Raw genomic sequence first — 23,228 nt, 5'->3', positions numbered from 1 at the left:
GGCTGGGAGAAGCATTGTCAATCGAGCGGCTTGCGTTATCGGCAATCCTGATGATCGGATCGATTTTTTTTATCGCTCAGGATCCTCGGGAAAGCCGCTCAGTTTCACTATTGTTCTTTGCCTTGGCGGCATTTCTATCAGTGCAGGCACTGCTGCCTATCGATCCAGCGATCGCCCTGGTCAAAATTGACGGCTTCTTGGTGGGAGGATTATTCGTGTACCTGATCTTCCGTCGCGCGGTTGATCGCCACGATGAGAGCTTCTATACCTCGTTCGTGGTATGTGGTTTGGTGATCCTCTCTCTAACAATTGCATACAAGCTGCTCTTTGGCTTCTGGGACCGACAGGTCAGATTTTTCTTGAATGGGCCAATCATTTTTGGCTGGATCATGGCGACCATGTGCCTACTCTGTTTGCGTAGGTACGTTAGAGGCGGTGGGATGGTGCCTATCGTCACTTTCTTCCTTTTTTTTCTGGCGGTTATTTGGACCGGATCCAAAGGACCGCTTATCGCAATGGGTGCCTCTGGTCTCTTCTTTCTTATTGCAAGCCGCAGGCTGGGCGCATTATCCGTGGTGGTGGGCTGTACGGTTCTGGCATTTCTCACATTGAGTGAGTTGAATTTGTTGCCCGAGCGGTTCTCAGTCTTTCAAAGACTGCTCTCCTCAGATCTGAATGACTCGGATGCAGGGTCTATCGGGATAAGGCAGCAGATGCTAAGGGACTCAATTTCAGTTTTCTGGCAGAATCCAATCCTAGGAGTCGGGATTTCCAATTGGATACACTTCTCGGACGACATGGATATTAAGTCCTATGAATTTGTCTATCCGCATAACTTTTTCGGAGAGGCCTTGGCTGAATATGGATTGGTTGGAGCGACATTTTTTCTATTGATCCTCACCTGGGTCTTTATAAGGGCTGATGCGTTTTCGCGCGCGTTGATCATTCTTTTCCTTACCGCACTTCAGTTTACGGGCGACATGTCCTACTGGCGATTCCTATATTTCCTTCCTCTCGCGCTCTCCACTAGAAACAAGCTCTCACTATAGATGCGCCAGCAATAGGGTTGAAATATGAATGCGTTTATAATTGGCTGGGTTGCGCTATTCTTTTCAGGCTATGCGCTGTTCGATGCTTTTGCAGTGATATCAAGGATGGCTGCATCAAAGGCATCAATGAATGCTTTTGGCGCGGCAATCGAGAAGATCATGAATACACTCAAGAGACTGAGTATATTTTCTTTCCCGCCCGCACTGGGCTACTTTGTTATGCGTAGAGACTTGGATGCACTTTTCTTCGCCATTTTCGTTGCCATCGTATTTGCTGCGCTTTCCGTATCCGCTGCGATTTTCTTCAGGCACTCGCTTGCCAGATACTTCTTCATGGTTTCCAAGAGCTTTGGAGGCGGTTCCGGCGTTTTGAGATCGTTCATTCGGCCAGATGCGCTTCTTGTCGATGATCGCGAGCGGCTGAGCGACCGCGGCGAAAACGTCCCCGGGCTCGTTGCGTCCTTGCGTCAGCACCTTCCGCTTCTCTTGATGGCGACTTGGGTATATTTTATCTTTGGCGCATCAATATTCTTGATCAATATCCTGGCGATATTCTTTGTTGATGCGGCGCCGGTCATATTGCAAGGTCTTGGATTCTTTAATGGCTTGGGAACACTTGTCCTTGCATTCTTGATTGATCCAAAAATCTCCCGTTTCTTGGATAATAGAGAAAGCCTAGACGAGATCACGCTAGTGATTTTGACCTCTCAGTTCTCAAGCATCGCGATTGTATCACCAATTGTATTTGGCTCCCTATATGCCGTAAGTCATTACTAGGATCGGGCGGACCGGCTTGACGAGTCGCGAGCTGGCACCAAGAAGGAAACTATACTCAATGCACGTCCTTTACTTCCATCAGCACTTTTCCACCCCGCAGGGTTCGGCCGGGACACGATCCTACGAAATGGCGCAGGCGCTGCTTCGGGATGGGCACAGCGTGACAATGGTCTGCGGCAGCTATGCGCAGGGGAAGACCGGGCTGACCGGCGACTTCGTGCGTGGGCGACGGCGGGGCGTGGTGGACGGCATCGAGGTGATCGAGTTCGCGCTGGACTACGCCAACCACATGGGTTTTGCGCAGCGCGTCGGGGTCTTTGCGAAATTTGCCCTGGGGTCGATCGGCGTCGCCCTGCGTGAGCCCGCCGATGTCGTCTTCGCGACAACCACGCCGCTCACGGCCGGGATACCGGGCATTTTCGCGCGCTGGCTAAGGCGCAAGCCCTTCGTCTTCGAGGTGCGCGACCTCTGGCCCGAGCTTCCCAAGGCGATGGGGGTCATCACCAATCCGGTGGTGCTGGGGCTGTTGTCAGCGCTGGAATGGATGTCGTATCGCTCGGCCGACCGGCTGGTCGGGTTGTCGCCGGGGATCGTGGACGGCATCGCCAAACGCGGTGTCGCGCGCGATCGCATCGCCATGGTGCCGAACGGCTGCGACATGGATCTTTTCGCGCAGTCGACGGAGTCGTGGCGTCCAGAGGGGGTGGCCGATGACCAGTTGCTGGCCATCTTCACCGGCACGCATGGTTCGGCGAACGGTCTGAACGCTGTGCTCGACGCGGCAGCGGTGCTCAGGGCGCGGGGGCGCGATGACATCCGCATTGCCTTGGTCGGGCAAGGTCGGGAGAAGGCGCAGCTTCAGGCGCGGGCCCGGGACGAGGGGCTCGACAACGTGCTGTTCCTTGATCCCGTGCCGAAAACGCAACTGACGGGGCTGATGGCCGGTGCGGACGTCGGTTTGCAGGTTTTGCGCAATGTGCCGGCATTCTATTTCGGCACCTCGCCCAACAAGTTCTTCGACTACATCGCCGCCGGGCTGCCTGTGTTGAACAATTATCCCGGCTGGCTGGCCGAGTTGATCGATGAGACGGATTGCGGCTTTGCCGTACCACCCGATCAGCCTCAGGCCTTTGCCGACGCGCTGATCGCTGCCGCCGACGACCGCGCGGCGCTCCGGGACAAGGGCGCCCGCGCACAGGCGCTGGCGACAAGCCGCTTCGCGCGGTCCCGCCTTGCAAGTGACTGGGTCAACTGGGTTGCCGGCGCCGCCCGGCGCTAGGCGGATCGCAGGGGGCTCGCTGCGCACGAGCCCCCGCGCCGATGTCGGTCAAGAGCGGCCCAGCAGGTCGAGCACGCGCTCGATGACCTCACCCTGCTGCGCGTCGGTCATGTCGCTGCCCGAGGGCAGGCACAGGCCCTTCTCGAAGAGCCGCTCATCGACGCCGCTGCCGTGGTAGGCTGAGCCTGCGTAGAGCGGCTGCATGTGCATCGGCTTCCACAGCGGGCGCGATTCGATCTGGTGCTCCAGCAGCATCAGGCGGATCGCCTCGCGGTCGGTACCGGTTTCGGCCGGGTCGATGGTCAGCGTGGTCAGCCAGCGGGTCGAGCGATAGCCCTCGGGCTCGGGCATGAAGGCGATACCGGGCCGCTCCAGCGTGGCGCGATAGCGTTCGAAGATGGCGCGGCGACGGGCCACGCGGTCGTCCAGGACCTGCATCTGCCCCACGCCGATCGCGGCGCAGATGTTCGACAGCCGGTAATTGTAGCCAAAGGTCGAATGCTCGTAATGGGGCGCCGGATCGCGCGCCTGGGTGGCCAGGAAGCGCGCCTGATCGGCCCAGTCCTTGTGCCGCGTGACCAGCATGCCCCCGCCCGAGGTGGTGATGATCTTGTTGCCGTTGAAGGACAGGATCGCGGCATCGCCGCCGGTGCCCGCCTTGCGCCCGCCCAGAAAGGTCGCGCCCAGGCTCTCGGCGCTGTCGACGATCAGCCGCACGCCGTATTGCCCGGCCAGCGCTTCCAGCGTGTCCAGATCGACGGACTGGCCGTAAAGGTCGGTCGGCACGATCACCTTGGGCAACCGGTTCTCGGCCGCGGCCTTGGCCAGTTCCTCGGCCAGACGCGCGGTGTCGATGGCCCAGCTTTTGGGGTCGAGGTCGAAGAAGCGCGGCGTCGCACCCAGGTAATTGACCGGGAAGATGCCGCCGGCGAAGGTCATGGAAGAAATCCAGACCTCATCCCCCGGCCCGACCCCTGCCATGCGCAGCGCCAGATGCAGCGCCGCCGAGCCCGAGGAAAGGCCTACGCAATGCAGCCCGCCGCCGAGGTAATCGCGGATCGAGGCCTCGAACGCGTCGAGCTGCGGTCCAAGGGGCGCCACGAAATTCGAGGCGAAAGCCTCGGCCACGCGGGCTTCCTCGTGGCCGGACATATGCGGTCGGGACAAATAGATGCGCATGGAAAATCAGCCTTTGTTCAAGATGCGGGCCGGATTGCCGACCACGGTCACGCCCGGCGGCACGTCACGGGTGACGACCGCACCCATGCCGACCACAGCGGCGTGGCCGATGGTCAGCCCCTGCCGAATGACAGCGTTCGATCCGATATAGCTATGATCACCCAGTGTGACATTCCCGTTCACCTTGGCGCCCGGCGCCAGGGTGACGAAATCGCCCACCGTGCAATCATGTTCGATGTAGGAATAGAGGTTGGCGTGGAACGCCCGCCCGATGCGGATGTTCGAGGTCAGCGTGACGAAGGGTGACAGACACGCCCCCTCGCCGATCTGCACCTCGTCCATCTCGACGACCGAGGCCGCGCGGGCGCCGATCAGCGGTACCCCCGCGGCGTCGCATTTGCCTGCCAGCGTCTCGCGCACCCGGCCCGAAGCGATGGCCAGGCACACCGAGCGTTGCCGTGCCGGGCGCTGCAGGAAACCGGCCCAATCGGTGATGGCATGGCCGTTCACCGAACCCGGCGCCTGGCCATCGTCGATGAACACCAGCGTCGCGCCCGGGTGTTCCGCCCGAACCAGCGGCATGATCCCCCGTCCGCAGCCCGACGCCCCATAGACGCCGATCAGGTGGGTCATGAGCCGGGGCCCTGGAATTTCGGCATCGTCGCCTCACCCTGGGCATTGATGTCGGACCGCCGGAAGACCTTCATCATGGTCAGCCAGCAGATCTTGGTGTCGAGCCAAAAGGACTGATTTTCGACATACCAGACGTCGTATTCGAACTTCTGATCCCAGGTGATGGCGTTGCGGCCGTTGATCTGGGCCCAGCCGGTGATCCCCGGCCGCATCTCGTGCCGCCGCGCCTGACGGGGCGTGTAGAGCGGCAGGTACTCCATCAGCAGGGGCCGGGGGCCGACGAAGCTCATGTCGCCCTTGAGGATGTTGAACAGCTCCGGCAGCTCGTCGAGCGAGGTGGCACGCAGGAACTTGCCGAAGGGCAGCAGGCGCTCGCTGTCGGGCAGCGGCTGGCCATCGGGCCCAATGGCGTCGCGCATGGTGCGAAACTTCAGCATCTGGAAGGGCTTGCCATGCAGGCCGGGCCGCGCTTGCCGGAAAAAGATCGGGCGGCCGATCTTGATCCACACCAACAGTGCCGTGCCGATCAGCAGGGGCGAGAGCAAAAGGATGGCGATACTGACAAAGAAAAGATCACGCAGTCGAATAATGAAATTGTTCATGGAGATGCCCACATGTGAGAATCCGGGCGCCAAGATCGCCTCAGAACTTAGGTCGTCTTCTGCCTGATCTCTCCCGGCAGCGCAACCAGAAGCACCCGTTGCGAGACCCCGTGTTGGGCAGCTTGCCGCCGAGAGGGCCGAGACGGGTCAACCTGCCTTCCGGCTGTCTTGCCGGCATGGAACTTCCCTGTTTCAAGGGCAGCCCGTTCGGCGGACAAGGAAGCGGACGAGGCTGAGCAGCCCGCCGCCTCCGATCGGTTGATCGCAGGTCGGGACAATGACGCGGACTGGGTCCTTCGCCGCGGGAGACGGGGCAAACGCGCCTGCATGCCCGGCTGCAAGTTGTGAGGAAAGGGGTGTCTGCTGCGAAGGGCGCTGCCGCGGACGCCGCAACTGGATCACAGTCACAACCGGTAAGCCGAAGGGCTGGCGGCGGGTCGCAAGGCGCTAAGTCAGAGGCACAACGCTGTGTCCCCCGGCCATCGCCCTCGCCGCCGCGGCACTTGTTTGGTCATGACGCACGAACCTGTCCAGACTTCGAATCGACATCCCCTGCCCCTGGATTCACTCTCCGGGCGCCCTGTGAGGCCGTGCCAGCGATCCCCGCGAGGCCATCTGATCGCGCCTTCAGCCGTGCCGACGAAGCCTTGCTTCGGTCGTCGAGCGGCAGGTTTGGCCGGTGATGATCGCTAGGGCGTCGGTCGAGAAGACACTCGTCACCGCGATCTCGACCGGGCTCAGGATGCGCGCCGTCATCGTCACCCGGGCGTTGGCGCCCATGGCGCCGCTGGAATTCAGCACCTCGGTGCTCCAGACGCCACCGCCCTGGTTGACCCAGGGGCCGGCAGCGGGATTGTCGGCGGTGAGCGGTGCCATCGAGAAGGGCCGGGGCCAGGTGATGGCGCGGCGCTCGGTCCGTCCGATGCCGATATCGCCGCCGATGGCTGCCGCGACCTGATCGGGGCAGCCCGACAGGCTGTGCCCGGTGATGGTCATCGCCCAGTCGCCGTTGCGGGGCAGCCCCGTATCGGCCTCGGGAAAGACCTGGGGATCGCAAAGGCCGTCGCCGCCATAGGTCAGGTCTACGGCATGGCCGCTGTCCTCGCTCCAGAAGAGCGCGCCGTCGAGGCTGACCAGGATCGGCGCGTCCAGCCCCTCGGGCGGGCTGAGGTCGGTCTGGGTCTCGAGCGTGGCCAGCGAATGCGAGGATTGATAGCAATGGCAGCCCTCGCCCTGTCGGCAGGTGGCGATGATCAGGCCGCCGGCATCCGTGCGCTGGACGCCGTTGCCCTGCCGCGGCAGATCCTGCGCTAGGGTGGGGAGGGGCAGAAGGGCCAGCGCCATGGCGAAGCTTGGAAAGATGGGTTTGGTCATGGGGTTACTCCGTGGTCAGGCCGGGCAGGAGACGGTCGAGAACCTCAGCGGGGCTCAGCCCCTCCGGCAGCTCGACGGGGACGAGGCGGCGCCTGGCGGCGGGGGCGGCGGCTCCGGGGGCGGCGGGGCGGCCGGGGTCCTTCACCGTGGCCCCCGGTGTGCTGGCGCGCTCGACCAGCCGCAGGGACATGGACAGCGGCAGGGCGGCGGCGGTGGCCACGGCCGGGGCGTCGAGGAAGAGGCAGAGCGCGCCTGCCTCGGTTGAGAAGCAGGGCCCGTTGCTCGCCAGCCATTGATGCGGGTTGAGGTGCAAACTCGCGCCCTCCGGCCCGAAGAAATCGACCCGCGGCGCGTCGAGCGGATGCGCCCCGGCGGTGGCGCCGACCCAGGCGGGCGCGGTCATCGACCAGCCCTGTTCCAGCGTCAGCGCCAGCCCGTCGACGACCAGCGCGCAGCGCGGCTCGTCGCAGCGCGCCGCGGTCGAGAACCGCTGCGCCGGGTCTGCGTCCTGCGCCGGCCCGAAAGCTGCCTCGCGCCAAAGCGCCAGATCCTGCGGCACATCCTCGGGCCAGGCGGCGACGGCCAGTTGTTCGCCCCCGGCAAAGAGCGTGCCGACAAAGCCCGGACCCTGCGGCGAGAGGGCAAGGCGCAGCGGCTCGGCCGCGATCCCGGGCTGCGGGAAGTCGATGAAGAGATCGCCGAATTCCACCACGACCGAGGTCAGCTCGACCGGCGTCGCCGCCGGTCCCATCCCCGGCCCGGGCGCGATCCGGCCAATGTAATCCTGCCCCTCGTCGCTCAGCCGCAGGGTGAAGGACGCCATGCGCATCGGCTGGTCGTCGATCTCGCGCGGGGGGATCGCCCAGAGGATCCAGCCCCCGACCAGCGCGCCGTCCGACGCCTCGTCCACAAGCGTCAGGGTCACGTCATCGGTCTGGCCCGGAAAGATCGTCACCTCGGCCGAATAGACCACCTCGCCCGGCGCGCGGGCAGTGATGCGCCAGCGGCCCGGTTCGAAGAGGCCCGAGACGGCGGCGCCGGTCTCGTGGGGCGCCCAGGCTTCGGGCGCCATGTCGGGGTCGAGCGGGATGCCCTCCCAGCTGACCGCGCCGGCCGGGGTGCCCGGGGGCAGGCGGAAGGTGGCGGGCAGGGCGGCTATGGCGTCCTGATTGGCGTCGCCCTGGGTCGCGGCAAAGGCCGCGGCGGCGAGGTCGGAAGCGCGGGTCTGGTCCTCATCCGCGAAGGGAATGCCCACACCGAAGCGGCGGGCGAACAGCACCTCGCTCCGGCCCCGGTTCAGATAGCGGACCTCATATTCGCCGGGCTCATCGGGCACCGTCAGGCGGATGGTGCCGTTCTTGTGCAGTGCATAGCCCCAGTCGCCGATCTGGGCGTTGGGCGGATCCCCGGGGCGGGCGATGACGATGCGTTCCTCGACCCGTTCGGGGCCGCGGAAGGTGAAGACCACCCGCGCGCCCGGCTCGACCGAGCCGATGGCCTCGAAGCCCAGATGCGGCGCCACGACCTCGACCGCCTGGCGGGCGATGATCCCGGCGCGGGCGGTCACCAGCACGAGGTCATACATCCCCGGCTCGGTCGGCGCGGTGCGGGTCACGGGGTTGTTGGGTGCGGCGCCGGTCCCGCCGATCGTCTGGTAGCTGATCGCGGCCGTCATGTCGGTGCCGCCCTGCGGGACGAAGCCGATGTAATCGACAAACGTGGCCTCGCCGGTCCAGCGGATGCGGTAGGCGAACCCGGCCTCGGCCCGGTCGCCCAGATCGAAGGCCGCGGCGGGTTCGGGTTCCGGCGTGGGCGGCGGGGCGGGTGGCGCTGGCTCGGCGGCGCTGACTTGTTGCAGGGCCGCGGCCAGTTCGGCGCCGGAATTGGTGTCGAACATCATTCCGCCGGTCTGTTCGGTGATGCACGACAGCCCCTCCAGCTCGGCCCGGCTGAGACCGAACCCCACCACATGGGCGCGGATCTCGATCCCCTCGGCGGCGAGGCTCGCGGCCAGCGCGCAGGGATCGCCCTCGCAAGTCTCGAGCCCGTCGGTGACGAGGATGATGTCGGCCGCTTCGGCCGTGGGCGGGATCTGAGCGCGGGCCAGCGCCAGGCTGTCGGTCAGGGGCGTCATGCCGCGCGGCATCAGCCCGCGCAACCGCCGCTCCAGCGCATCGGGCGAGCCCTGACCCATCGGCGCCACGACCTCGATGTCGCGGCAATCGCCCCGCCGGTTGTGGCCATAGGCGATGACAGACAGCGGCACGGCGCCATCGCGGCTGGCGAAATATTCGCCCATCACGTCGCGGGCGACCTCGATCCGGCTCAGATCGCCCTCGACCCGGTTCCACATCGAGCCCGAGGCATCGAAAACCAGGACCGAGACTCGCTCGGCCAGGGCTGGATGGGCAAGGGTTGAGGCGAGGGCGAGCCCGGTCAACAGGCGCAAGGGGCGGATCATCGGGAAAGTCCTTTCGTCAGGGCGAGGGCCGCCGTCAGGTGCTGGTCCATGGCCAGCAGGTCCGCAGCGAAGCGCGGGATCAGGGTGTCGGCGTCGAGCGACTGCCAGGGGGGCGGCGGTTCGAAGGCGCCGTCAAAGAGCGCAAGCGGTGTCAGCACGGTCACTTGCCCCGGGCGGAGGATCACGAAGGGGCGCAGCCCGGTGCCGGGCGGGACTTCTCGTGTGCAGGTCGGGTCAGCGCGGGTCACGGCCTCCAGCGCCGCGAACGCCGCGCGGGCTTGCGCACCAAGGGGAGCCGGATTGCCAAGCACCTGATAACGCGCGTCAAAATCGGCGTCTCCTGTGGCCATCTGCGGCGGTCTTGGGGATAGCGGCGGCGCACGCAGGGCTCGGGCGGCATCGGTGGGGATCACGAAGGTCGGCGTGCCGTCATGGGTGCCGTCCGCTACCAGTTCGACAGCGACGAGGCAAAGCCCACCCCCGACCTCGGCCTCGCGGTTGTTCTCGTTGCCGGTATAGAGGCCGATGCGGGCAACCCGGACGTGGTATCCTGCGCGCTCGCCGGTCAGGCATTCATCCACCGTGACGGAGTGGACAGGGCGGGCAAGGTGCCAGGCTTCCAGCCTTTCAGGGGTGTAAAGCGCCGCGCGGGCTTCGGGGGAAACCGAGGCGAGGCCGGTCAGGTCGGGAGCCAGCGTGCCGATGATCCCCTGTTTGGTCGCCGCGCGCAGGCTGCCCTGGGCCCGGCCCGTCAGCAACAGAAGGGCGAAAGCCGCGCCGCCGAGCATCAGCGCCAGGCCGAGAGGCAGCCCGCCCATGCTCCAGCCAAGCGCCAGACCGGCAAGGGCGGCCAGACTGGCCGCGAGCCGCAGCTCCCGCTCGGTCCGGGCGACCCACGCCTGCCGGTCGGTGTTCAACCGTGCGAGCACCGGGGCAAGGCGGGCGCGAAGGGACGGCAGCTGCGCCTCCGGCAGCGCGGGTTCCAGCGGCCGCGGCCATCCCTGCGAGCCGAATTGCCGCCCGCGCCGATGCGGCCCGCCGAGACGGGCGAGCAGTCCAAGGATCGGCGCAGCCGGGGGAGAGGGGGGCGCTCCCGTCATCCAAAGGCCCGACGGCCGATACCCGCCCGCGAGCCCAGGGCGCGCGCCGGGCTCGGCGCATAGTCGATCGAAGACATCCTCATCCGGAACCATCCCTTGCTGACGACCGGACGCTAGCCACGGCGCTTGCGCCTGTCTTGGGCAGGGCGGAAGGATCGCGGGTTCAGCGGCAGGAGGGTGAGGTTGCACGCCGGTTCTGGCGCGGATGTGATCGCAGGCAGGCCCCGGTTCAGCCAGGGGAATGTCGGATTGCGGTCAGCATCGCCTCGGCTCGGGTCTCGCGCGGGGTCTGGCCGAAGCGGCGTCGGTAGCTGAGGTTGAACCACGACAGGTCCGAGAAGCCCGCCGCCCCGGCGATGTCGGAAATCGCCTGGCCCGCGGCCTCGGGCGCCGAAAGGAGGGCGTGCGCCAGCCTCAGTCGTTCGTCCAGCACATGGGTGCGAAAGCTCGACCTTTCCTCGGCAAACATCATCCGCAGATAGCGCGTCGAGATCCCGTGCCGCGCGGCGACCAGATCCGGCGAGAGGTCGTGCTGCGCCAGAAGCCCGGCGATATCGTCCTTGATGAGCCGCAGCCGCGCGGCCATCGTGCCGGGCAGGGGGCCCGGATCGCGGGCGCCGAAGGCCGAGACCGCGAGATCATGCAGATGGCGCGAGGATAGCGCGATTTGCTCGGGCGTCAGCGTGTCAAGCTCGGCAAAGAGCGCCTCGCCGTAGCGCTGCAAAAGCCGCCATTGCGGCGTCATGTCGAGGCGCTGGCGCAGGTGGTCGTTGATCCCGCGCAGCCCCCGGACCAGCGAGCGGGGCAGCGAGATGTAGAAAGCCTCGGTCCCGTCGGCGAGAAAGCGCGAGGTTCCGGCGATTTCGTTGGGGTCGACATAGAGGTGTCCGGGCTCGCAGATCACCTCGCTGCCGCCCTGCTGTTTCATCACAAAAGCGCCATGGCGCAGGAAGTGAATCATCACATTGTCCGAACCACCCTCCGCCAGCTCCGCCGTCCGCTCGGCCCGGCAAGGCGAATGGCGGCCCCAGGCAAGCATGGCTTCGGGCATCAGGCCAACCGCGGTGGCCGAGCTGAAACTCTCGGGGTCGTCAGGGGTGAATTCCAGCCGGCACAGCGGCGCCACCGTGGCCTGAAAAGCCGAGACACGCGCACGGGTACACAGATCAGAGGTCGAAACCGAAATTATCGTCATGGTTGAAAGAGTAAGGGGGAAATCACCCCTCTGTCCAGCACGCGCGCCGATGCGGCCCGGCTGACCGGGCGGCCGATCCGTTGCGCCAGAAGCTCCGGAAGGTTGAACTACCTCCCGGTCGGTGAGACGGCTTCGCCCTGCCACCGCGCCAGCCTGCGCATCGTGTCAGGCGCCACAGCACCGGCGGAGAGATCGGGCTTTCGCAGCGGATCCGGCGCTGCACGTCCAGTCCGTCGACTTTGGCATCAAGAAGTCCTGCACGACGATCTCGGCCTTGGTATCGACGATGCCGCCCAGCACAGGGTCGCCATCATGGGCGACGCGCAACTGGCCGAGCTTCTGTCGCTGGCGACAGCGCAGATCGCGGACCTGGGCCGCGCCGCTGCGCAAGTTCTGGCCGCCCGATCCGCCGAGGCCCCGCGCCTGCGCGCCAGGTCCGAGGATTTCGCCTGTGCTGGCGCCTATGTGTCGCTGGGTGGCGAGGTGGCCGAATTGAACCAGATCGAGGCGCTTTCTCGCCTGATCCGGGGCAACCGGCTCGAATGGCGCGCCGAAGCGCCGCTGATCCAGCTTGCAGGGGTCGAGCCGAGGCTCGAGGTCTCCCTCTCAGCGCCCGGTGGCGAGGGGCTGACGGGCATGTCCGCGCATCGCGCCGACCCGCCGGTCAGGCGGCACTCGGGCTTGCGGGGTCACACCAGGGCCCGCCTGTCGACCTGGTCTATCAGGGCAAGCAGCCGGACCTTCGAGACCGGCTTGGACAGAACCTGATCCATATCCGCCTCAAGATACTGCCGGAATTGTTCCGGCATGGCATTGGCCGTCACCGCGACGATGTGGCTGGGCGACCGGCCCGTCTCGCGTTCGATGCGACGGATCGTCTGGGTGGCTTCGAGCCCGTCCATGCCAGGCATCTGGATATCCATCAAGATCACGTCGAAAGGATCCGTGCGGGCCAGCTCGATTGCCTCGGGCCCGCTGGCGACCGAGCGCAGGATGCAAGGCTTCGCGGACAGGAATTTTTCCAGGATCAGGCGATTTGTCCGGTTGTCGTCAACCACCATGATCCGCAGCGGCACCCCCTGCGCCGAGGCGGCGCCAGCGGGGGCCGTGGCGGGCCGCGCGACGGCCTCGCTGGTCAGGGGCGGCAGCAACGACAGGGGGACGCCCTCTGGCGCCTCGGAATCCGCTGGCACCAGCGGCAGGCGCATCTCGAAGGTTTCGCCCTGTTCCTCCTCGGGTGCGAGGTCGAGAGAGCCGCCCATCAATGCGCAGAGATGGCGCGAAATCGCCAGCCCCAGCCCGGTGCCGCCGAACTTGCGGCTGTCTCCGGCATCGGCTTGATGGAAGGGCAGAAAGATGGTCTGGCGCGCCTTGGTCGGCACGCCGGGCCCGGTATCGGTGACCCGCACCACAAGCCATTTGCCAGTGTCGCTGGGGGCGGCATCCAGGGTGACTGACCCCACATCCGTGAACTTGATCGCGTTCGAGATCAGGTTGTGCAACACCTGCCGGATGCGGTGCTCATCGCCCATGATCCGCTCCGGCAGAGCCGGGTGGATCCTCGCCGTCAGCGCCAGACCCTTTTCGCGCGCCCGGGCCAAGAACAGCATCTGCGCCGATTCGATGGTATCGCGGATGGCAAAGGCCCGGCTCTCGATCGCCATCTGGCCGGCTTCCACCTTGGACAGATCGAGCACATCACCGATCGTCGACAGCAGCACCTGCCCGGAATCGTCGATGACTTGCAGATAGTCACGCTGTTCCGGCGACAGATCGGTCTCGCCCAGCAGCGAGGCCATGCCGAGGATCCCGTTGAGGGGGGTGCGGATCTCATGGCTGACATTCGCCAGAAAGCGCGACTTGGCCTGATTGGCGTCCTCGGCCCGGGCCAGCGCCTCGCGCAGCGTCTCGGCGGTGCGTTCGCGTTCGGTAATGTCGATCAGTGACACCGTCCAGCCAAGCAGGGCATTGGGTCCGGGAATGGGGCTGTCGATGGGCCGGATCCTCGGATCGTAGACCTTCTGGCCCAGGCGCAGGGTATCGACCGGCACCGGGGCCCGCGCGCGCACGATCTCGTCCAGCAGGCGCCCGATCTGGCCGAGGTGGGACAGGCTTTCGCCGGGGCGGGGCAGCGCCTCGGAAAAGAGTACCTGCGCCGCGGGATTGGCACTGGCGAGGCGCCCCTGGGCATCGACGACGAAGACCGGGTCCCCGGTGTCCGAGAACATCAGCTCGCGCCCCAGGGTCGCGGTGTCCATGATCGTGTTGTTGAAGACCATCCAGCTCAGCGCGATCAGCGCCAGGGCAAAAGCGAAGGGCGTCGGATCGAAACCGAAGATCGTCAGGCCCCAGAGGACATAGCCGATGTTCGCCAGCAAGGGCGCGATCGTGACGATCGTCAGCACCGACAAAAAGGGCCGAATGACCGGTTTGCCCTTCGCCATTGCCAGGCCCAGCACGCCGAGCGCCGAGGAGACGAAGACATAAAGCACCGCGGCAACGACGTAGAACAGCGGTCCGTGGTCGTACCGGACGAAAGTGTAGCCGTCCTCGGTGACCATCTGGCTGTCGGTCCCATAAAGCAGATGGGTCTGGGCATTGGTCAGCGCGATCAGCGTGACGATGCCCGGCAGCCCGACCAGCGCCATGAGCCGCTGCCAGCGCCACAGCGGCGGCTGGTTCATAGTGTAGTCGAAGATGAACAACGACCAGGCGATCGGCAGCAGGGTGATGGCAGGCCAGGCCGCCAGCGACCAGATCAGCTTGCAGTCTTCCCGCCGTCCGACCAGTTCGAAATAGACGGCAAAGAGCCACCACAGCATCGCCGCAAATGCGAGGCTGAAGGCTGCTTTCCCCGCAAAGCGGTTGTTGCGCAGGACTGCAGCAAGGATCAGAGCGCAGGACAACCACAGGCCAAGCGCGGCGGCTGACGCGGTCGAATGCTCCAGATCACTGAAACAGCTCATGGTTTCGGTCGCAAAAGCAGAAGGCGATCAGGGGGACGTGGTTGGAACCGGTACGAAAACGAGGTCACGAACGGGCACGAGGCATGGAAGGCGATCATCATGGTGCGGGTCTTCGGACGGGCGGGACGGTGACGAGCGGCTGCCCCCACGCCACCTCCGACGCCGCTCGAATACGCTGCGGGTGGTGGCGACCGTGGTTACTGGGGACAACACTCATTAATCCTTAAGGTTGTGTCCAGAATGTGGCAATATCCAAACTGACGCCGTGAGGCCTCCAGCCGGACGGCCTGTTGCGCAGGCTGGTGAAACTGTCCCCCTGGGGGGCACGGTGCACAGATCCGCCGCTGATTTGGCATGCACTGCCCCCTCGATCCGCGGGTCGCGACGCCGCTGTGACCGGCCTGCCGCGGGCCGCGGCAGAGGAAGCCCCCCGACACGCACGCCGGCCCGCATCTCCCGCTTCTGCTCCCTGACAGCGCCGCCGTTCAGGGTCGCTCTTTTCCCGGACAGACGATGTCCCCTTGGCATCAGATCGCGGAGGCGTCCTCAAATTGCACTTGAAATAACAAATTGCATACGCAATAAAGGGCGGCGAAGGGGGCATCGGCCGCCGTTGTCGAAGGGGAAGGGGCCGATGACCAAGCTGTCGGGGACGATCGACGCCCGTCTGAGCGCCTTGCGCTGGGAATGCCCCGGCGTTCTGAGCCTGACCCTGAGTCCCCTCGCCGGTCGCCTGCCGAGGCCGGAGCCGGGCGCCCATGTGGATCTGCATCTGCCGGGTGGCGCCGTCCGCCAGTATTCGCTGACCGCAGGCAGTTCCTGCGAGGCCTATGTGCTGGGCATCCTGCGCGAACCGCGCAGTCGCGGTGGCTCGGCGGCGGTTCATGAAATCTTGCGGCCCGGGGACGTGCTGAGGATCTCGGCGCCGCGCAACGCTTTCGCTCTGGTCCCGGGGGATGGTCCCGTCCTGCTGATCGCGGGCGGCATCGGCATGACGCCGCTTCTGGCCATGGCCGAAAGACTGGTGCAGGGCACACGCCCCTGGTCGTTGATTGCCTGTGTCCGCTCACGCAGCGCGCTGCCGTTTGCGAACCGGCTTTCGCAGCTGGGAGCCCAGCTGCGCGTGGATGACGAAGTCGGGGCGCCGGACCTGCCCACGCTTTTGGCCGGGGTATCACCCGAGACTCATCTCTATTGTTGCGGTCCGGGGCGGATGCTCGACGCCTTTCTGGCCGCGACGGCAGATCGCGACCCGGGACATGTCCACATCGAACGCTTCGAAGCGCCAAGGCCCGGGATGGGCGAGGGTGAGGTGGCTGTCGAACTGGCGCGCTCGGGCCGGACCATCGTCGTGGGGCCGCAGGAGACAATCCTTGACGCCCTGCTCGCCGCCGGGATTGACGCGGCCCATTCCTGCCGTGTCGGGGTCTGCGGCACCTGCGAATGTCAGGTCCTCGGCGGAGAGGCGGATCACCGCGACCTGATCCTGACGGATCAGGAGCACGGGGAGGGGCGGATGCTGATCTGCTGTTCGCGCGCGAAGACGCCGCATCTCGTCCTCGACCTGTAGCGCGGGTGTCTCATGGGAAATCGTGAACCAACAAGCGGAGGACTATCCATGCCCAGTGCCGGAACGGCCTATGATCTCAAGCCCGGTGTGCCGAATGCCAGCCTGACGGAGGTGACCAAGGGCACGCCGATGGGGGAATTTCTGCGCCGCTACTGGCATCCGGTCGGCGTGGCGGCGGACGCGACCGCGACGCCCCGACAGATCCGGGCCCTGGGCGAGGATCTGATCCTGTTTCGCGACGGCTCTGGCAAGGTGGGCATCGTGCATCCGCGCTGCGCCCACCGGGGAACCTCGCTCTATTACGGCAAGGTCGAGGCTCGTGGCATCCGTTGTTGCTATCACGGCTGGCTTTTCGACGCCGAGGGCAATTGTCTTGAACAGCCCTGTGAGCCGAAAATGGGCGAAGGCACACGCGGTAAGGTGCGCCAACCCTGGTATCCCGCGGCAGAACGCTACGGGCTGATCTGGGTCTATATGGGTCCGGCAGAAAAACAGCCCCTGCTGCCGCGCTTCCGCCTGCTGGAAGAGCTGGACCAAGGCGAGTTCCTTGAGGTCAACGATCTGTCCATCGGCGGAGGCGGTCCCAGGGTGGTCGATTTCAACTGGTTCCAGCACTGGGAGAATGTCATGGACCCGTTCCATGTGGTGGTGCTGCATTCGACATTCTCGGGCACTCAGTTCGTGGCCGAGATGGCGACCATGCCGATCTGCGATTTCACCACTGAGGCATTGGGCGTGCGCACCACCTCGTTCCGGGCGCTCGACGGCGGCAAGCGGTTGCGCCGGATCACAGAGGTGCAGATCCCGACCCTGCGCGTGGTGCCATCGCCCAAGCTGGCCCCGGGGCGCTGCCAGTCGATCGGCTTCGTGCTGCCGATCGACGATACACATTTCCAGATCTACACCGTCGGCCGCGTGACAGCCGAGGGCGAGCTCGCAAACGTGCGCTCGCGTCAGGATGGCAAGCTTTGGGAAGAGCTGAGCGACGAGGAACACCGGGTCTTTCCCGGCGATTACGAGGCGCAAAAGGGGCAGGGCGACATCACCTGGCACAACCACGAACATCTGGCCACCTCCGATCAAGGTATCGCCCTGCTGCGCCGTTTCATGCTGCGGCAGGTCAAGGCGGTGCAGGACGGCAAGGATCCTGTCGGCGTGGCCTTCGCCCCGGGCGAGGAATGGATTGACAGCCCGGCAGGCAATTGGTTCGAGGAGGCGCCCGCCGGCTGACGCCGCCCGGCCCCGGGTCCCGCCGCCTGTACCGGCCGGGGCCTTGCGGGGAGTTGTGACAGGCTCGCCCGGCTGGTACGTCCTGATGACAGGAGCAATCAGCCCGTGGTCGAGATGAGCAAGCCCGAAACCGTCAGACGTCTGAGCGACGACGAGTTGCGGCAACCGCAGCCGGCATCGGACGACACGGTCGTCATGACCGACATGCTTTCGGTCCGGATTTCCTGGCTCAACGCCGCCATCGAGCATCAGACCGGCAATATCCTTGAGCGGCTTGCCGGGCTGAACCTGCTGGAATGGCGGTGCCTGCTGACGCTGTGTACGCGCGGCGCCAAGACCGGCAGCGAGCTGGCCGAGCTGTGCAACGTCAGCCGACCACAGGCCAGCCGGGGTATGCGGTCGCTGGGGGCCAAGGGGCTCATCGCCTGGCCCGGTGGCAGCGAGCGGCGCTATTTCGGTCCTGCCAGCGCGACCGAGGCCGGCTGGGCGGTCTATCGTCAGATCGCGCCGGTCACGCGCCGCCGCAACGACTGGCTGATGAGCGAGCTGTCAGCGGAGGACCGCGAGACCCTGTTCCGGCTGATCGCCACGATCCGGCGGCAGGTCGGTGAGGGCGAGGAGATCGACCACCTGCTCGACTAGTTCCCGGCAGGGCCGCACCCGGCGAGGGTCAGGCCCTGCGCCGGGAGTCGAGCCAACCCTCATCCAGTTGCGGAACGGCCTCCATCAGCGTTCGGGCATAGGCCGATTGCGGGGTTTCGAAAACCTCTGCGGTCGGGCCGAACTCGGCCAGCTTGCCGTGCTGCATGACCGCCACGTTATGCGAGAAGCGCGCGGCCAGGCCCAGATTGTGGGTGATGAACAGGATCGCGAGGTTCTCGTCGCGGATCAGACGGCTGAGCAGCAGGACGATCGATTCCTCGACCAGCGGATCCAGCGCCGAGGTGATCTCATCGCAGATCAGGACCTTGGGCTCGGCCGCCAGCGACCGGGCAATGCAGATCCGCTGTTTCTGTCCGCCCGAGAGGGCCGAGGGATAGCGGTCCAGGTAGCTGACGGGCAGTTCGATGGCCTCCATCAGCTCGGCCAGGCGCTGCTCGCGTCGGGCGCCGGAGAGTTTGTGAAAGAAGCTCAGCGGTCGTCCGATGATCTCGCGCAGCGTCTGGCGCGGGTTCAGCGCAAGGTCGGGCAGCTGGTGGATGTACTGCACCAGCCGTCGCTGTTCGAAGCTGCGCTGTTCGACCAGCGGCGGCAATGGCGCCCCTTGCAGCGTGATGGTCCCGCTGCGCACGGTCTGCAATCCGGCGACACAGCGGGCGAGGGAGGTCTTGCCGCTGCCGGATTCACCGACCAGCGCCAGAACCTCGCCCGGCGCCATGGCCATCGAGACGTTGTCGACCGCTGTCACCGCGCCATAGGCCGCGGTGACATTGCGGATGTCGAGGATCGGCGTGTCTTCGCCCCTGTGCTCCGCATAGCCGTGATGGCCCCGGTTGCTGACCAGCTGGCGTGCATATTCGGTCTGCGGGCTGTCCACCAACTGCCGGGTCGGGCCCTCTTCGACCATCTTGCCGTGCCGCATGACCAGCACGCGATCAGCCATCTGCGCGACCACGGCCAGATCATGCGAGACATAGAGCGCGGCGCAATCGTGCTCGCGCACGATCTTGCGGATCAGCTGGAGCACCTCGATTTGGGTGGTCACATCGAGGGCGGTGGTCGGTTCATCGAAGATGATGAGCTCAGGCTTGTTAATCAGGGCCATGGCGATCATCGCCCGCTGCAACTGCCCGCCCGAAACCTGATGCGGATAGCGTTTTCCGAAAGTTTCGGGGTCGGGCAGCTGCAATTCTTCAAACAGCGCGGCGGCCATGCGGTGCCGCTCGGTCCGGCCCAGGCGGCTGCTCAGGGCAGGCAGCTCGGTGATCTGCGTCTCCAGCCTGTAGAACGGGTTGAAGGCAGCGGCGGCGCTTTGCGCGACATAGGCGACCCTGGTGCGGCGAATCTGTTCCAGCGCGGCCTGGGGCAGGCCGATCAGCGGCTGGCCACACAGCTCGACGCTGCCGGCGGTCACCCGGCATCCCGGCCGCATCAGCAGCATGGACGACAGCGCAAGAGTGCTCTTGCCCGCCCCCGATTCACCGATGATCCCCAGGACCTCGCCCTTGGCGAGGGTGATCGAGACATCGTCGAGCAGCACCGATTTGCGCGATTCAACGCGCAGGTTCTCGATCCTCAGGATGGGAGGTGTCGTCATCACGATTCCGGCCTTTCGGAGAAATGGCTGACCAGCCAGTCGGCGATGCCGTTAACGGACAGGCAGAAGAGCGCAATGCAGGCGGCCGGCACCAGAGGGGTGAAGCGTCCCGCCGACAAGGCGAGCGCGTTCTCCCGCACCAGCCCGCCCAGATCGGCGGCCGGGGGCTGGATCCCGATGCCCAGGAAGCTGAGCGAGCTGATGAACAGCGTCGCCGACGACAGTCCCAGCCCGTATTGCGCCAAGAGCGACGGCACCATGTTGGGAAAGATCTCGCGGAACAGGTTCCAGCCCAGCCGCTCACCCCGCAGCCGCGCGACCTCGACATAATCCATGGCCGACAGATCTCCGGCAATCGGCCGGGTCACGCGGTAATAGGTGCTCGATTGCAGCACGGCCATGGTGAAGACCAGCGTCGTCATCGACACGCCCAGAATGGCCAGAACGATCAGCGCCAGAATGATATGCGGAATTGACATCAGGATGTCGAAGGCCCGGCCGACCAGAATGTCGAACCATCCCTTCAGCAGGCCCGAGGCGATGGCGAGGGAAACCCCGATCGCCCCCGCCAGCGTGGTCGCCGCAAAGGTGATGATGAGCGTGTAGCGCATGCCGTGAAGGACGCGCGACAGCATGTCCCGGCCCAGACCGTCGGCCCCCAGCACCCCGCCGGGACCCGGCGCGGCATAGGCCGGGTAGACCATCTCGTTGGGTGGCACGGGCGCCAGCACGGGCGCCAGCAGTGCCGCCAGAACCATCGCCGACAGCAGGCAGAGGGACCCGATAACCGCAATTCTGCTCAGCATGGCTCAGGCTCCCCGGCGCGGCAGGCGTTGACGTGGATTGACGAGGACGCCCAGAAGATCCGCGAGCATGTTCAGCACGACGAAGATCGCCGAGAACAGCACGCCGCAGGCCTGAACGACGGGGATGTCGCGATAGGCGACGGCATCGACCATCAGCTTGCCCATCCCCGGATAGCTGAAGACCGCCTCGATCACCACGACATCGACGATCAGGTGCGCCATGGTTATCATGCAGATCGACACGATGGACGACAGCGCGTTGGGCAGCGCGTGCAGCAAGATGATGCGGATGCGCGGAATGCCCTTGGTCTCGGCCATCAGGATATAGTCGGATCCCATCACGCCCAGCACCGCGGCCCGCGTGACCTTGAGGACATGCGATTGCGCGACCAGCACCAGCGTCAGGACCGGCAGGGTCAGCGCCCAGACCCATCCGGTCAGCGATGTCGAGGCGCGGACGCTGGAGACGGCCGGGAACAGCCGGAACTCGACCGCGAAGACATAGATCAGCACGTAGCCGATCATGAACGACGGCATCGACAGGAACAGCGCCGAGACCAGTCCCGACATGGTATCGAAGGGCCTGCCCTTCTTGATCGCGGCAAAGAGGCCGATCGAGATGGCCAGCGGCAGCACGATGACCGCCGCGGAAAAGGCCAGGATCAGCGAATTCTCCAGCCGGGGCAGCAGCATGGCCATGGCGGGCTGCCCGTTTGACAGCGAGACGCCGAAATCCCCATGCAGCGCGTCCCACAGCCAGTCGAGATAGCGGATCAGCAGGGGCTGATCCAATCCCAACGCCTGGCGCAGGCTTTCGACAAGTTCGGGTGTCGCCTCCTGTCCCAGCATCGCGGTGGCCGCGTCTCCGGGCAAAAGCGCCGTTCCCAGGAAGACCAGGAACGAAATGAAGAGGATCGACACGAGGCCCGAGGCTATGCGCGCAACGACGAACGAACGCACAGCGGACCCTTGCATCAACGTCATGCCGGCACCTTCTCTCTTGAACACCGGGGCAGGCGGCGCCGGTGCGTGGTGCTTGTCAGAGGATCCCGGGCGCCACCAGCGGCGCCCGGGGAGGGAAGGTCAGGTGAACCAGACCTGTTCGACCGCGCGATAGCCGTTCAGCTCGACCGCCCCGACATTGAACCCGTCGACATCCGCGCTGGTGCCTTGCACCGTGGCCGAGAAGAAGGGGATCATCGTGCCGCCATCGACGCTGCAGATCTCCTGAGCGCGCTCGTAGAGGGCAAGCCGCCGCTCGAGGTTTTCTTCGGCGCGTGCCGCGATGATCGCGGCGTCGAATTCCTCGTTGACCCATTTGCACTCGTTGTTTTCCGAGGTGCCGAGGAAGGCGGTCGAGAAGATCGCATCCGCCGTTGGCCGCGCCGAGCGGGCCGAGACGTGGAAAGGCGCGACACCGACGACTGAGTTCCAGTAGCCATCCGCGGGATCGCGCTGGACCTCGATCGGGATACCGGCGCGGGCGGCATGTTCCTGGAACACCGTGGCCATGTCGACGGCCCGCGACGAGATCGCGTCCGAAGTGTGCAGCACGATGGTGCCCGTGTAGCCGACGCTCTCGAACAGCGCGCGGGCGCGTTCGGGATCGTAGCGCTTCTGCTCGACATTGGGCGAGAAGACGGCATCGTTCGACGGCACCGGCGTGTCGTTGCCGATGCTGCCGACCCCCGCGCCCACGCGTTGCAGCATGTCTTCGCGGTCGACCGCGAGCTTCAGCGCCAGCCGCATGTCGGGATTGTCGAAGGGGGGAATGTCGCAGCGCATGTTGAAGCTGATGTAGCCGCCGCCCTCCATCTTGAAGATGCGCAGGCTGGACATCGATTCGAGCAACCCGGCCGACCGGGCGTCCAGCCCGCTGGTCATGTTGACCTGACCGCTCTGGAACGCCGCGGTCAGTGCCGAGGGGTCGTTGATCGCCAGAAGCTCGACACTGTCCACGAAGGCCGCATTCGGCTTGAAGTAGTTCTCGTGGCGCACCAGTTCGAGCACTTCGCCCGGCGCGAAATTGGTGACCTTGTAGCCGCCCGTGCCGATCCCGGTGAACTCCGTGGTCCCGGCCGGGATGATCCCCAGCGTGAAATGCGCCATATAGGCGGGAAACAGGTAGTTGACGGCAGGCAGGTCGATGATGACGCGGTTGTCGCCATCGGCGCGGATATCCACGAGGTTGCTGATGACCGAGCGCATGCTCGAGCGCGACTCCGGCTCGGCGTGACGGCGCAGCGAATAGACCACGTCTTCGCTGGTCAGGATCTTGCCGTTGTGGAACTCGACGCCCTCGACCAGATGGAACACCCAGCTCAGCCCGTCGTTGATCGCCTCCCAGCGTTGGGCCAGCTCGGGGACGAGCTCCTTGTTGGGGCCCTGCACCGCGATCAGGTTGTTGTAGATGATCCCCGAGACCGCCGCGCCATAGGGCGAATTGAAGGTCCGCGGATCAAGCGAGTCGCCCGCCGCCGCGCCACCGCTCGAGATCACAAGATGGCCGCCGCGTTGGGGCTCTCCCGCCCAGGCGAGCCGGGGCGCGAGCACCATCGCCCCGGACATGGCGGTCAGTTCCAGCAGTCTGCGACGTGAGAGCTTCAGTCCTTCAGTCATCTTCCTTCTCCCTTTATTGTCAAACGCGGTTCTTGATTGCTGCGGGTGGGGCGGCCTTTTCGGGCCTTTCTTCGGGAGCCGGTGGTTTCCGGCACCCCTTGGTCGTTTCAGCGGTGTCCTTGCCCCGGAAA

19 protein-coding genes are annotated in these 23,228 nt (G+C 65.5%); 7 read left to right on the top strand and 12 right to left on the bottom strand.

What is annotated here, in order from left to right; all coding sequences use genetic code 11:
* Window positions 1-50: 50 nt before the first annotated feature.
* From DDE23_RS10360 to DDE23_RS10350, 3 genes are read left to right on the top strand one after another with little or no spacing between them, the layout of a single operon-like run.
* Window positions 51-1,049, top strand: coding sequence for an O-antigen ligase family protein (locus tag DDE23_RS10360; protein WP_157958005.1), 999 nt, complete (start codon window positions 51-53; stop codon window positions 1,047-1,049).
* Between the two features lie 24 nt (window positions 1,050-1,073).
* Window positions 1,074-1,826: a hypothetical protein gene (locus tag DDE23_RS10355; RefSeq protein WP_133239541.1), complete on the top strand. Its 753-nt coding sequence runs from the start codon at window positions 1,074-1,076 to the stop codon at window positions 1,824-1,826.
* 58 nt (window positions 1,827-1,884) lie between these two features.
* Window positions 1,885-3,105: a glycosyltransferase family 4 protein gene (locus tag DDE23_RS10350; RefSeq protein ID WP_107751194.1), complete on the top strand. Its 1,221-nt coding sequence runs from the start codon at window positions 1,885-1,887 to the stop codon at window positions 3,103-3,105.
* Window positions 3,106-3,153: 48 nt separating this feature from the next.
* On the opposite strand, the gene DDE23_RS10345 is transcribed toward DDE23_RS10350, so the two are convergent.
* From DDE23_RS10345 to DDE23_RS10315, 7 genes are all read right to left on the bottom strand, one after another.
* Window positions 3,154-4,284, bottom strand: coding sequence for a DegT/DnrJ/EryC1/StrS family aminotransferase (locus DDE23_RS10345; protein ID WP_107751193.1), 1,131 nt, complete (start codon window positions 4,282-4,284; stop codon window positions 3,154-3,156).
* 6 nt (window positions 4,285-4,290) lie between these two features.
* Entirely contained in the window at window positions 4,291-4,917 is a 627-nt protein-coding gene (locus DDE23_RS10340; RefSeq protein WP_107751192.1) for an acetyltransferase, read from the bottom strand.
* Window positions 4,914-5,531, bottom strand: a complete 618-nt coding sequence (locus DDE23_RS10335; protein WP_272947874.1) for a sugar transferase — start codon at window positions 5,529-5,531, stop codon at window positions 4,914-4,916. The genes DDE23_RS10340 and DDE23_RS10335 overlap by 4 nt, the downstream gene beginning before the upstream one ends.
* Before the next feature lie 615 nt (window positions 5,532-6,146).
* Window positions 6,147-6,893 carry a hypothetical protein gene (locus DDE23_RS10330; protein ID WP_107751191.1) on the bottom strand — a complete coding sequence of 249 codons (747 nt, stop codon included), beginning with the start codon at window positions 6,891-6,893 and terminating at the stop codon, window positions 6,147-6,149.
* A gap of 4 nt (window positions 6,894-6,897) precedes the next feature.
* A complete protein-coding gene (locus tag DDE23_RS25410) occupies window positions 6,898-9,354 on the bottom strand; it encodes a vWA domain-containing protein (protein WP_107751190.1) in 2,457 nt (818 codons plus the stop codon).
* Window positions 9,351-10,454: a hypothetical protein gene (locus tag DDE23_RS10320; RefSeq protein WP_133239540.1), complete on the bottom strand. Its 1,104-nt coding sequence runs from the start codon at window positions 10,452-10,454 to the stop codon at window positions 9,351-9,353. The genes DDE23_RS25410 and DDE23_RS10320 overlap by 4 nt, the downstream gene beginning before the upstream one ends.
* 229 nt (window positions 10,455-10,683) lie before the next feature.
* A complete protein-coding gene (locus tag DDE23_RS10315) occupies window positions 10,684-11,580 on the bottom strand; it encodes an AraC family transcriptional regulator (protein WP_157958004.1) in 897 nt (298 codons plus the stop codon).
* A 171-nt stretch (window positions 11,581-11,751) separates the two neighbouring features.
* On the opposite strand from DDE23_RS10315, the gene DDE23_RS24855 reads away from it, so the two are divergent.
* On the top strand, window positions 11,752-12,417 hold the full coding sequence (locus DDE23_RS24855) for a hypothetical protein (RefSeq protein ID WP_133239539.1): 666 nt from the start codon (window positions 11,752-11,754) through the stop codon (window positions 12,415-12,417).
* On the opposite strand, the gene DDE23_RS10310 is transcribed toward DDE23_RS24855, so the two are convergent.
* Window positions 12,339-14,615 (bottom strand): hybrid sensor histidine kinase/response regulator, encoded by a 2,277-nt coding sequence (locus DDE23_RS10310; protein ID WP_107751187.1) that lies wholly within the window; start codon window positions 14,613-14,615, stop codon window positions 12,339-12,341. The two genes, DDE23_RS24855 and DDE23_RS10310, sit on opposite strands and share 79 nt — an antisense overlap.
* Before the next feature lie 634 nt (window positions 14,616-15,249).
* Here DDE23_RS10310 and DDE23_RS10305 point away from each other — a divergent pair.
* The 3 genes from DDE23_RS10305 (at window position 15,250) to DDE23_RS10295 (ending at window position 18,057) form a co-directional block, all read left to right on the top strand.
* Window positions 15,250-16,185, top strand: coding sequence for a PDR/VanB family oxidoreductase (locus DDE23_RS10305; protein WP_107751186.1), 936 nt, complete (start codon window positions 15,250-15,252; stop codon window positions 16,183-16,185).
* Between the two features lie 48 nt (window positions 16,186-16,233).
* Window positions 16,234-17,415, top strand: a complete 1,182-nt coding sequence (locus tag DDE23_RS10300; RefSeq protein ID WP_170121813.1) for a Rieske 2Fe-2S domain-containing protein — start codon at window positions 16,234-16,236, stop codon at window positions 17,413-17,415.
* A 114-nt stretch (window positions 17,416-17,529) separates the two neighbouring features.
* Window positions 17,530-18,057, top strand: coding sequence for a MarR family winged helix-turn-helix transcriptional regulator (locus DDE23_RS10295; RefSeq protein ID WP_170121812.1), 528 nt, complete (start codon window positions 17,530-17,532; stop codon window positions 18,055-18,057).
* Window positions 18,058-18,085: 28 nt separating this feature from the next.
* On the opposite strand, the gene DDE23_RS10290 is transcribed toward DDE23_RS10295, so the two are convergent.
* The 4 genes from DDE23_RS10290 to DDE23_RS10275 all read right to left on the bottom strand — a co-directional run bounded on the left by DDE23_RS10290 (window position 18,086) and on the right by DDE23_RS10275 (window position 23,097).
* Window positions 18,086-19,672 (bottom strand): ABC transporter ATP-binding protein, encoded by a 1,587-nt coding sequence (locus DDE23_RS10290; protein WP_107751183.1) that lies wholly within the window; start codon window positions 19,670-19,672, stop codon window positions 18,086-18,088.
* Window positions 19,672-20,478 carry an ABC transporter permease gene (locus tag DDE23_RS10285; protein WP_202863246.1) on the bottom strand — a complete coding sequence of 269 codons (807 nt, stop codon included), beginning with the start codon at window positions 20,476-20,478 and terminating at the stop codon, window positions 19,672-19,674. The genes DDE23_RS10290 and DDE23_RS10285 overlap by 1 nt, the downstream gene beginning before the upstream one ends.
* Window positions 20,479-20,481: 3 nt before the next feature.
* The gene (locus DDE23_RS10280; protein ID WP_202863245.1) at window positions 20,482-21,438 is read right to left on the bottom strand and encodes an ABC transporter permease; all 957 of its coding nucleotides are present in this window, start codon (window positions 21,436-21,438) and stop codon (window positions 20,482-20,484) included.
* A gap of 123 nt (window positions 21,439-21,561) precedes the next feature.
* Complete coding sequence (locus DDE23_RS10275) at window positions 21,562-23,097, bottom strand: ABC transporter substrate-binding protein (protein ID WP_107751181.1); 1,536 nt, start codon at window positions 23,095-23,097, stop codon at window positions 21,562-21,564.
* Window positions 23,098-23,228: the final 131 nt, after the last annotated feature.

This window comes from Pararhodobacter aggregans, from assembly GCF_003075525.1.
GTDB lineage: Bacteria > Pseudomonadota > Alphaproteobacteria > Rhodobacterales > Rhodobacteraceae > Pararhodobacter > Pararhodobacter aggregans.
Note: the sequence above shows the minus strand (reverse complement) of the source record. Positions and strands in the feature narration are given on the sequence as shown.

What these genes read in the sequence shown, in the direction of transcription:
- DDE23_RS10360 (WP_157958005.1), top strand. Translation starts at nt 51, where the DNA reads ATGATCGGATCGATTTTTTTTATCGCTCAGGATCCTCGGGAAAGCCGC.
- DDE23_RS10355 (WP_133239541.1), top strand. Translation starts at nt 1,074, where the DNA reads ATGAATGCGTTTATAATTGGCTGGGTTGCGCTATTCTTTTCAGGCTAT.
- DDE23_RS10350 (WP_107751194.1), top strand. Translation starts at nt 1,885, where the DNA reads ATGCACGTCCTTTACTTCCATCAGCACTTTTCCACCCCGCAGGGTTCG.
- DDE23_RS10345 (WP_107751193.1), bottom strand. Translation starts at nt 4,284, where the DNA reads ATGCGCATCTATTTGTCCCGACCGCATATGTCCGGCCACGAGGAAGCC.
- DDE23_RS10340 (WP_107751192.1), bottom strand. Translation starts at nt 4,917, where the DNA reads ATGACCCACCTGATCGGCGTCTATGGGGCGTCGGGCTGCGGACGGGGG.
- DDE23_RS10330 (WP_107751191.1), bottom strand. Translation starts at nt 6,893, where the DNA reads ATGACCAAACCCATCTTTCCAAGCTTCGCCATGGCGCTGGCCCTTCTG.
- DDE23_RS25410 (WP_107751190.1), bottom strand. Translation starts at nt 9,354, where the DNA reads ATGATCCGCCCCTTGCGCCTGTTGACCGGGCTCGCCCTCGCCTCAACC.
- DDE23_RS10320 (WP_133239540.1), bottom strand. Translation starts at nt 10,454, where the DNA reads ATGACGGGAGCGCCCCCCTCTCCCCCGGCTGCGCCGATCCTTGGACTG.
- DDE23_RS10310 (WP_107751187.1), bottom strand. Translation starts at nt 14,615, where the DNA reads ATGAGCTGTTTCAGTGATCTGGAGCATTCGACCGCGTCAGCCGCCGCG.
- DDE23_RS10305 (WP_107751186.1), top strand. Translation starts at nt 15,250, where the DNA reads ATGACCAAGCTGTCGGGGACGATCGACGCCCGTCTGAGCGCCTTGCGC.
- DDE23_RS10300 (WP_170121813.1), top strand. Translation starts at nt 16,234, where the DNA reads ATGCCCAGTGCCGGAACGGCCTATGATCTCAAGCCCGGTGTGCCGAAT.
- DDE23_RS10295 (WP_170121812.1), top strand. Translation starts at nt 17,530, where the DNA reads ATGAGCAAGCCCGAAACCGTCAGACGTCTGAGCGACGACGAGTTGCGG.
- DDE23_RS10290 (WP_107751183.1), bottom strand. Translation starts at nt 19,672, where the DNA reads ATGACGACACCTCCCATCCTGAGGATCGAGAACCTGCGCGTTGAATCG.
- DDE23_RS10285 (WP_202863246.1), bottom strand. Translation starts at nt 20,478, where the DNA reads ATGCTGAGCAGAATTGCGGTTATCGGGTCCCTCTGCCTGCTGTCGGCG.
- DDE23_RS10275 (WP_107751181.1), bottom strand. Translation starts at nt 23,097, where the DNA reads ATGACTGAAGGACTGAAGCTCTCACGTCGCAGACTGCTGGAACTGACC.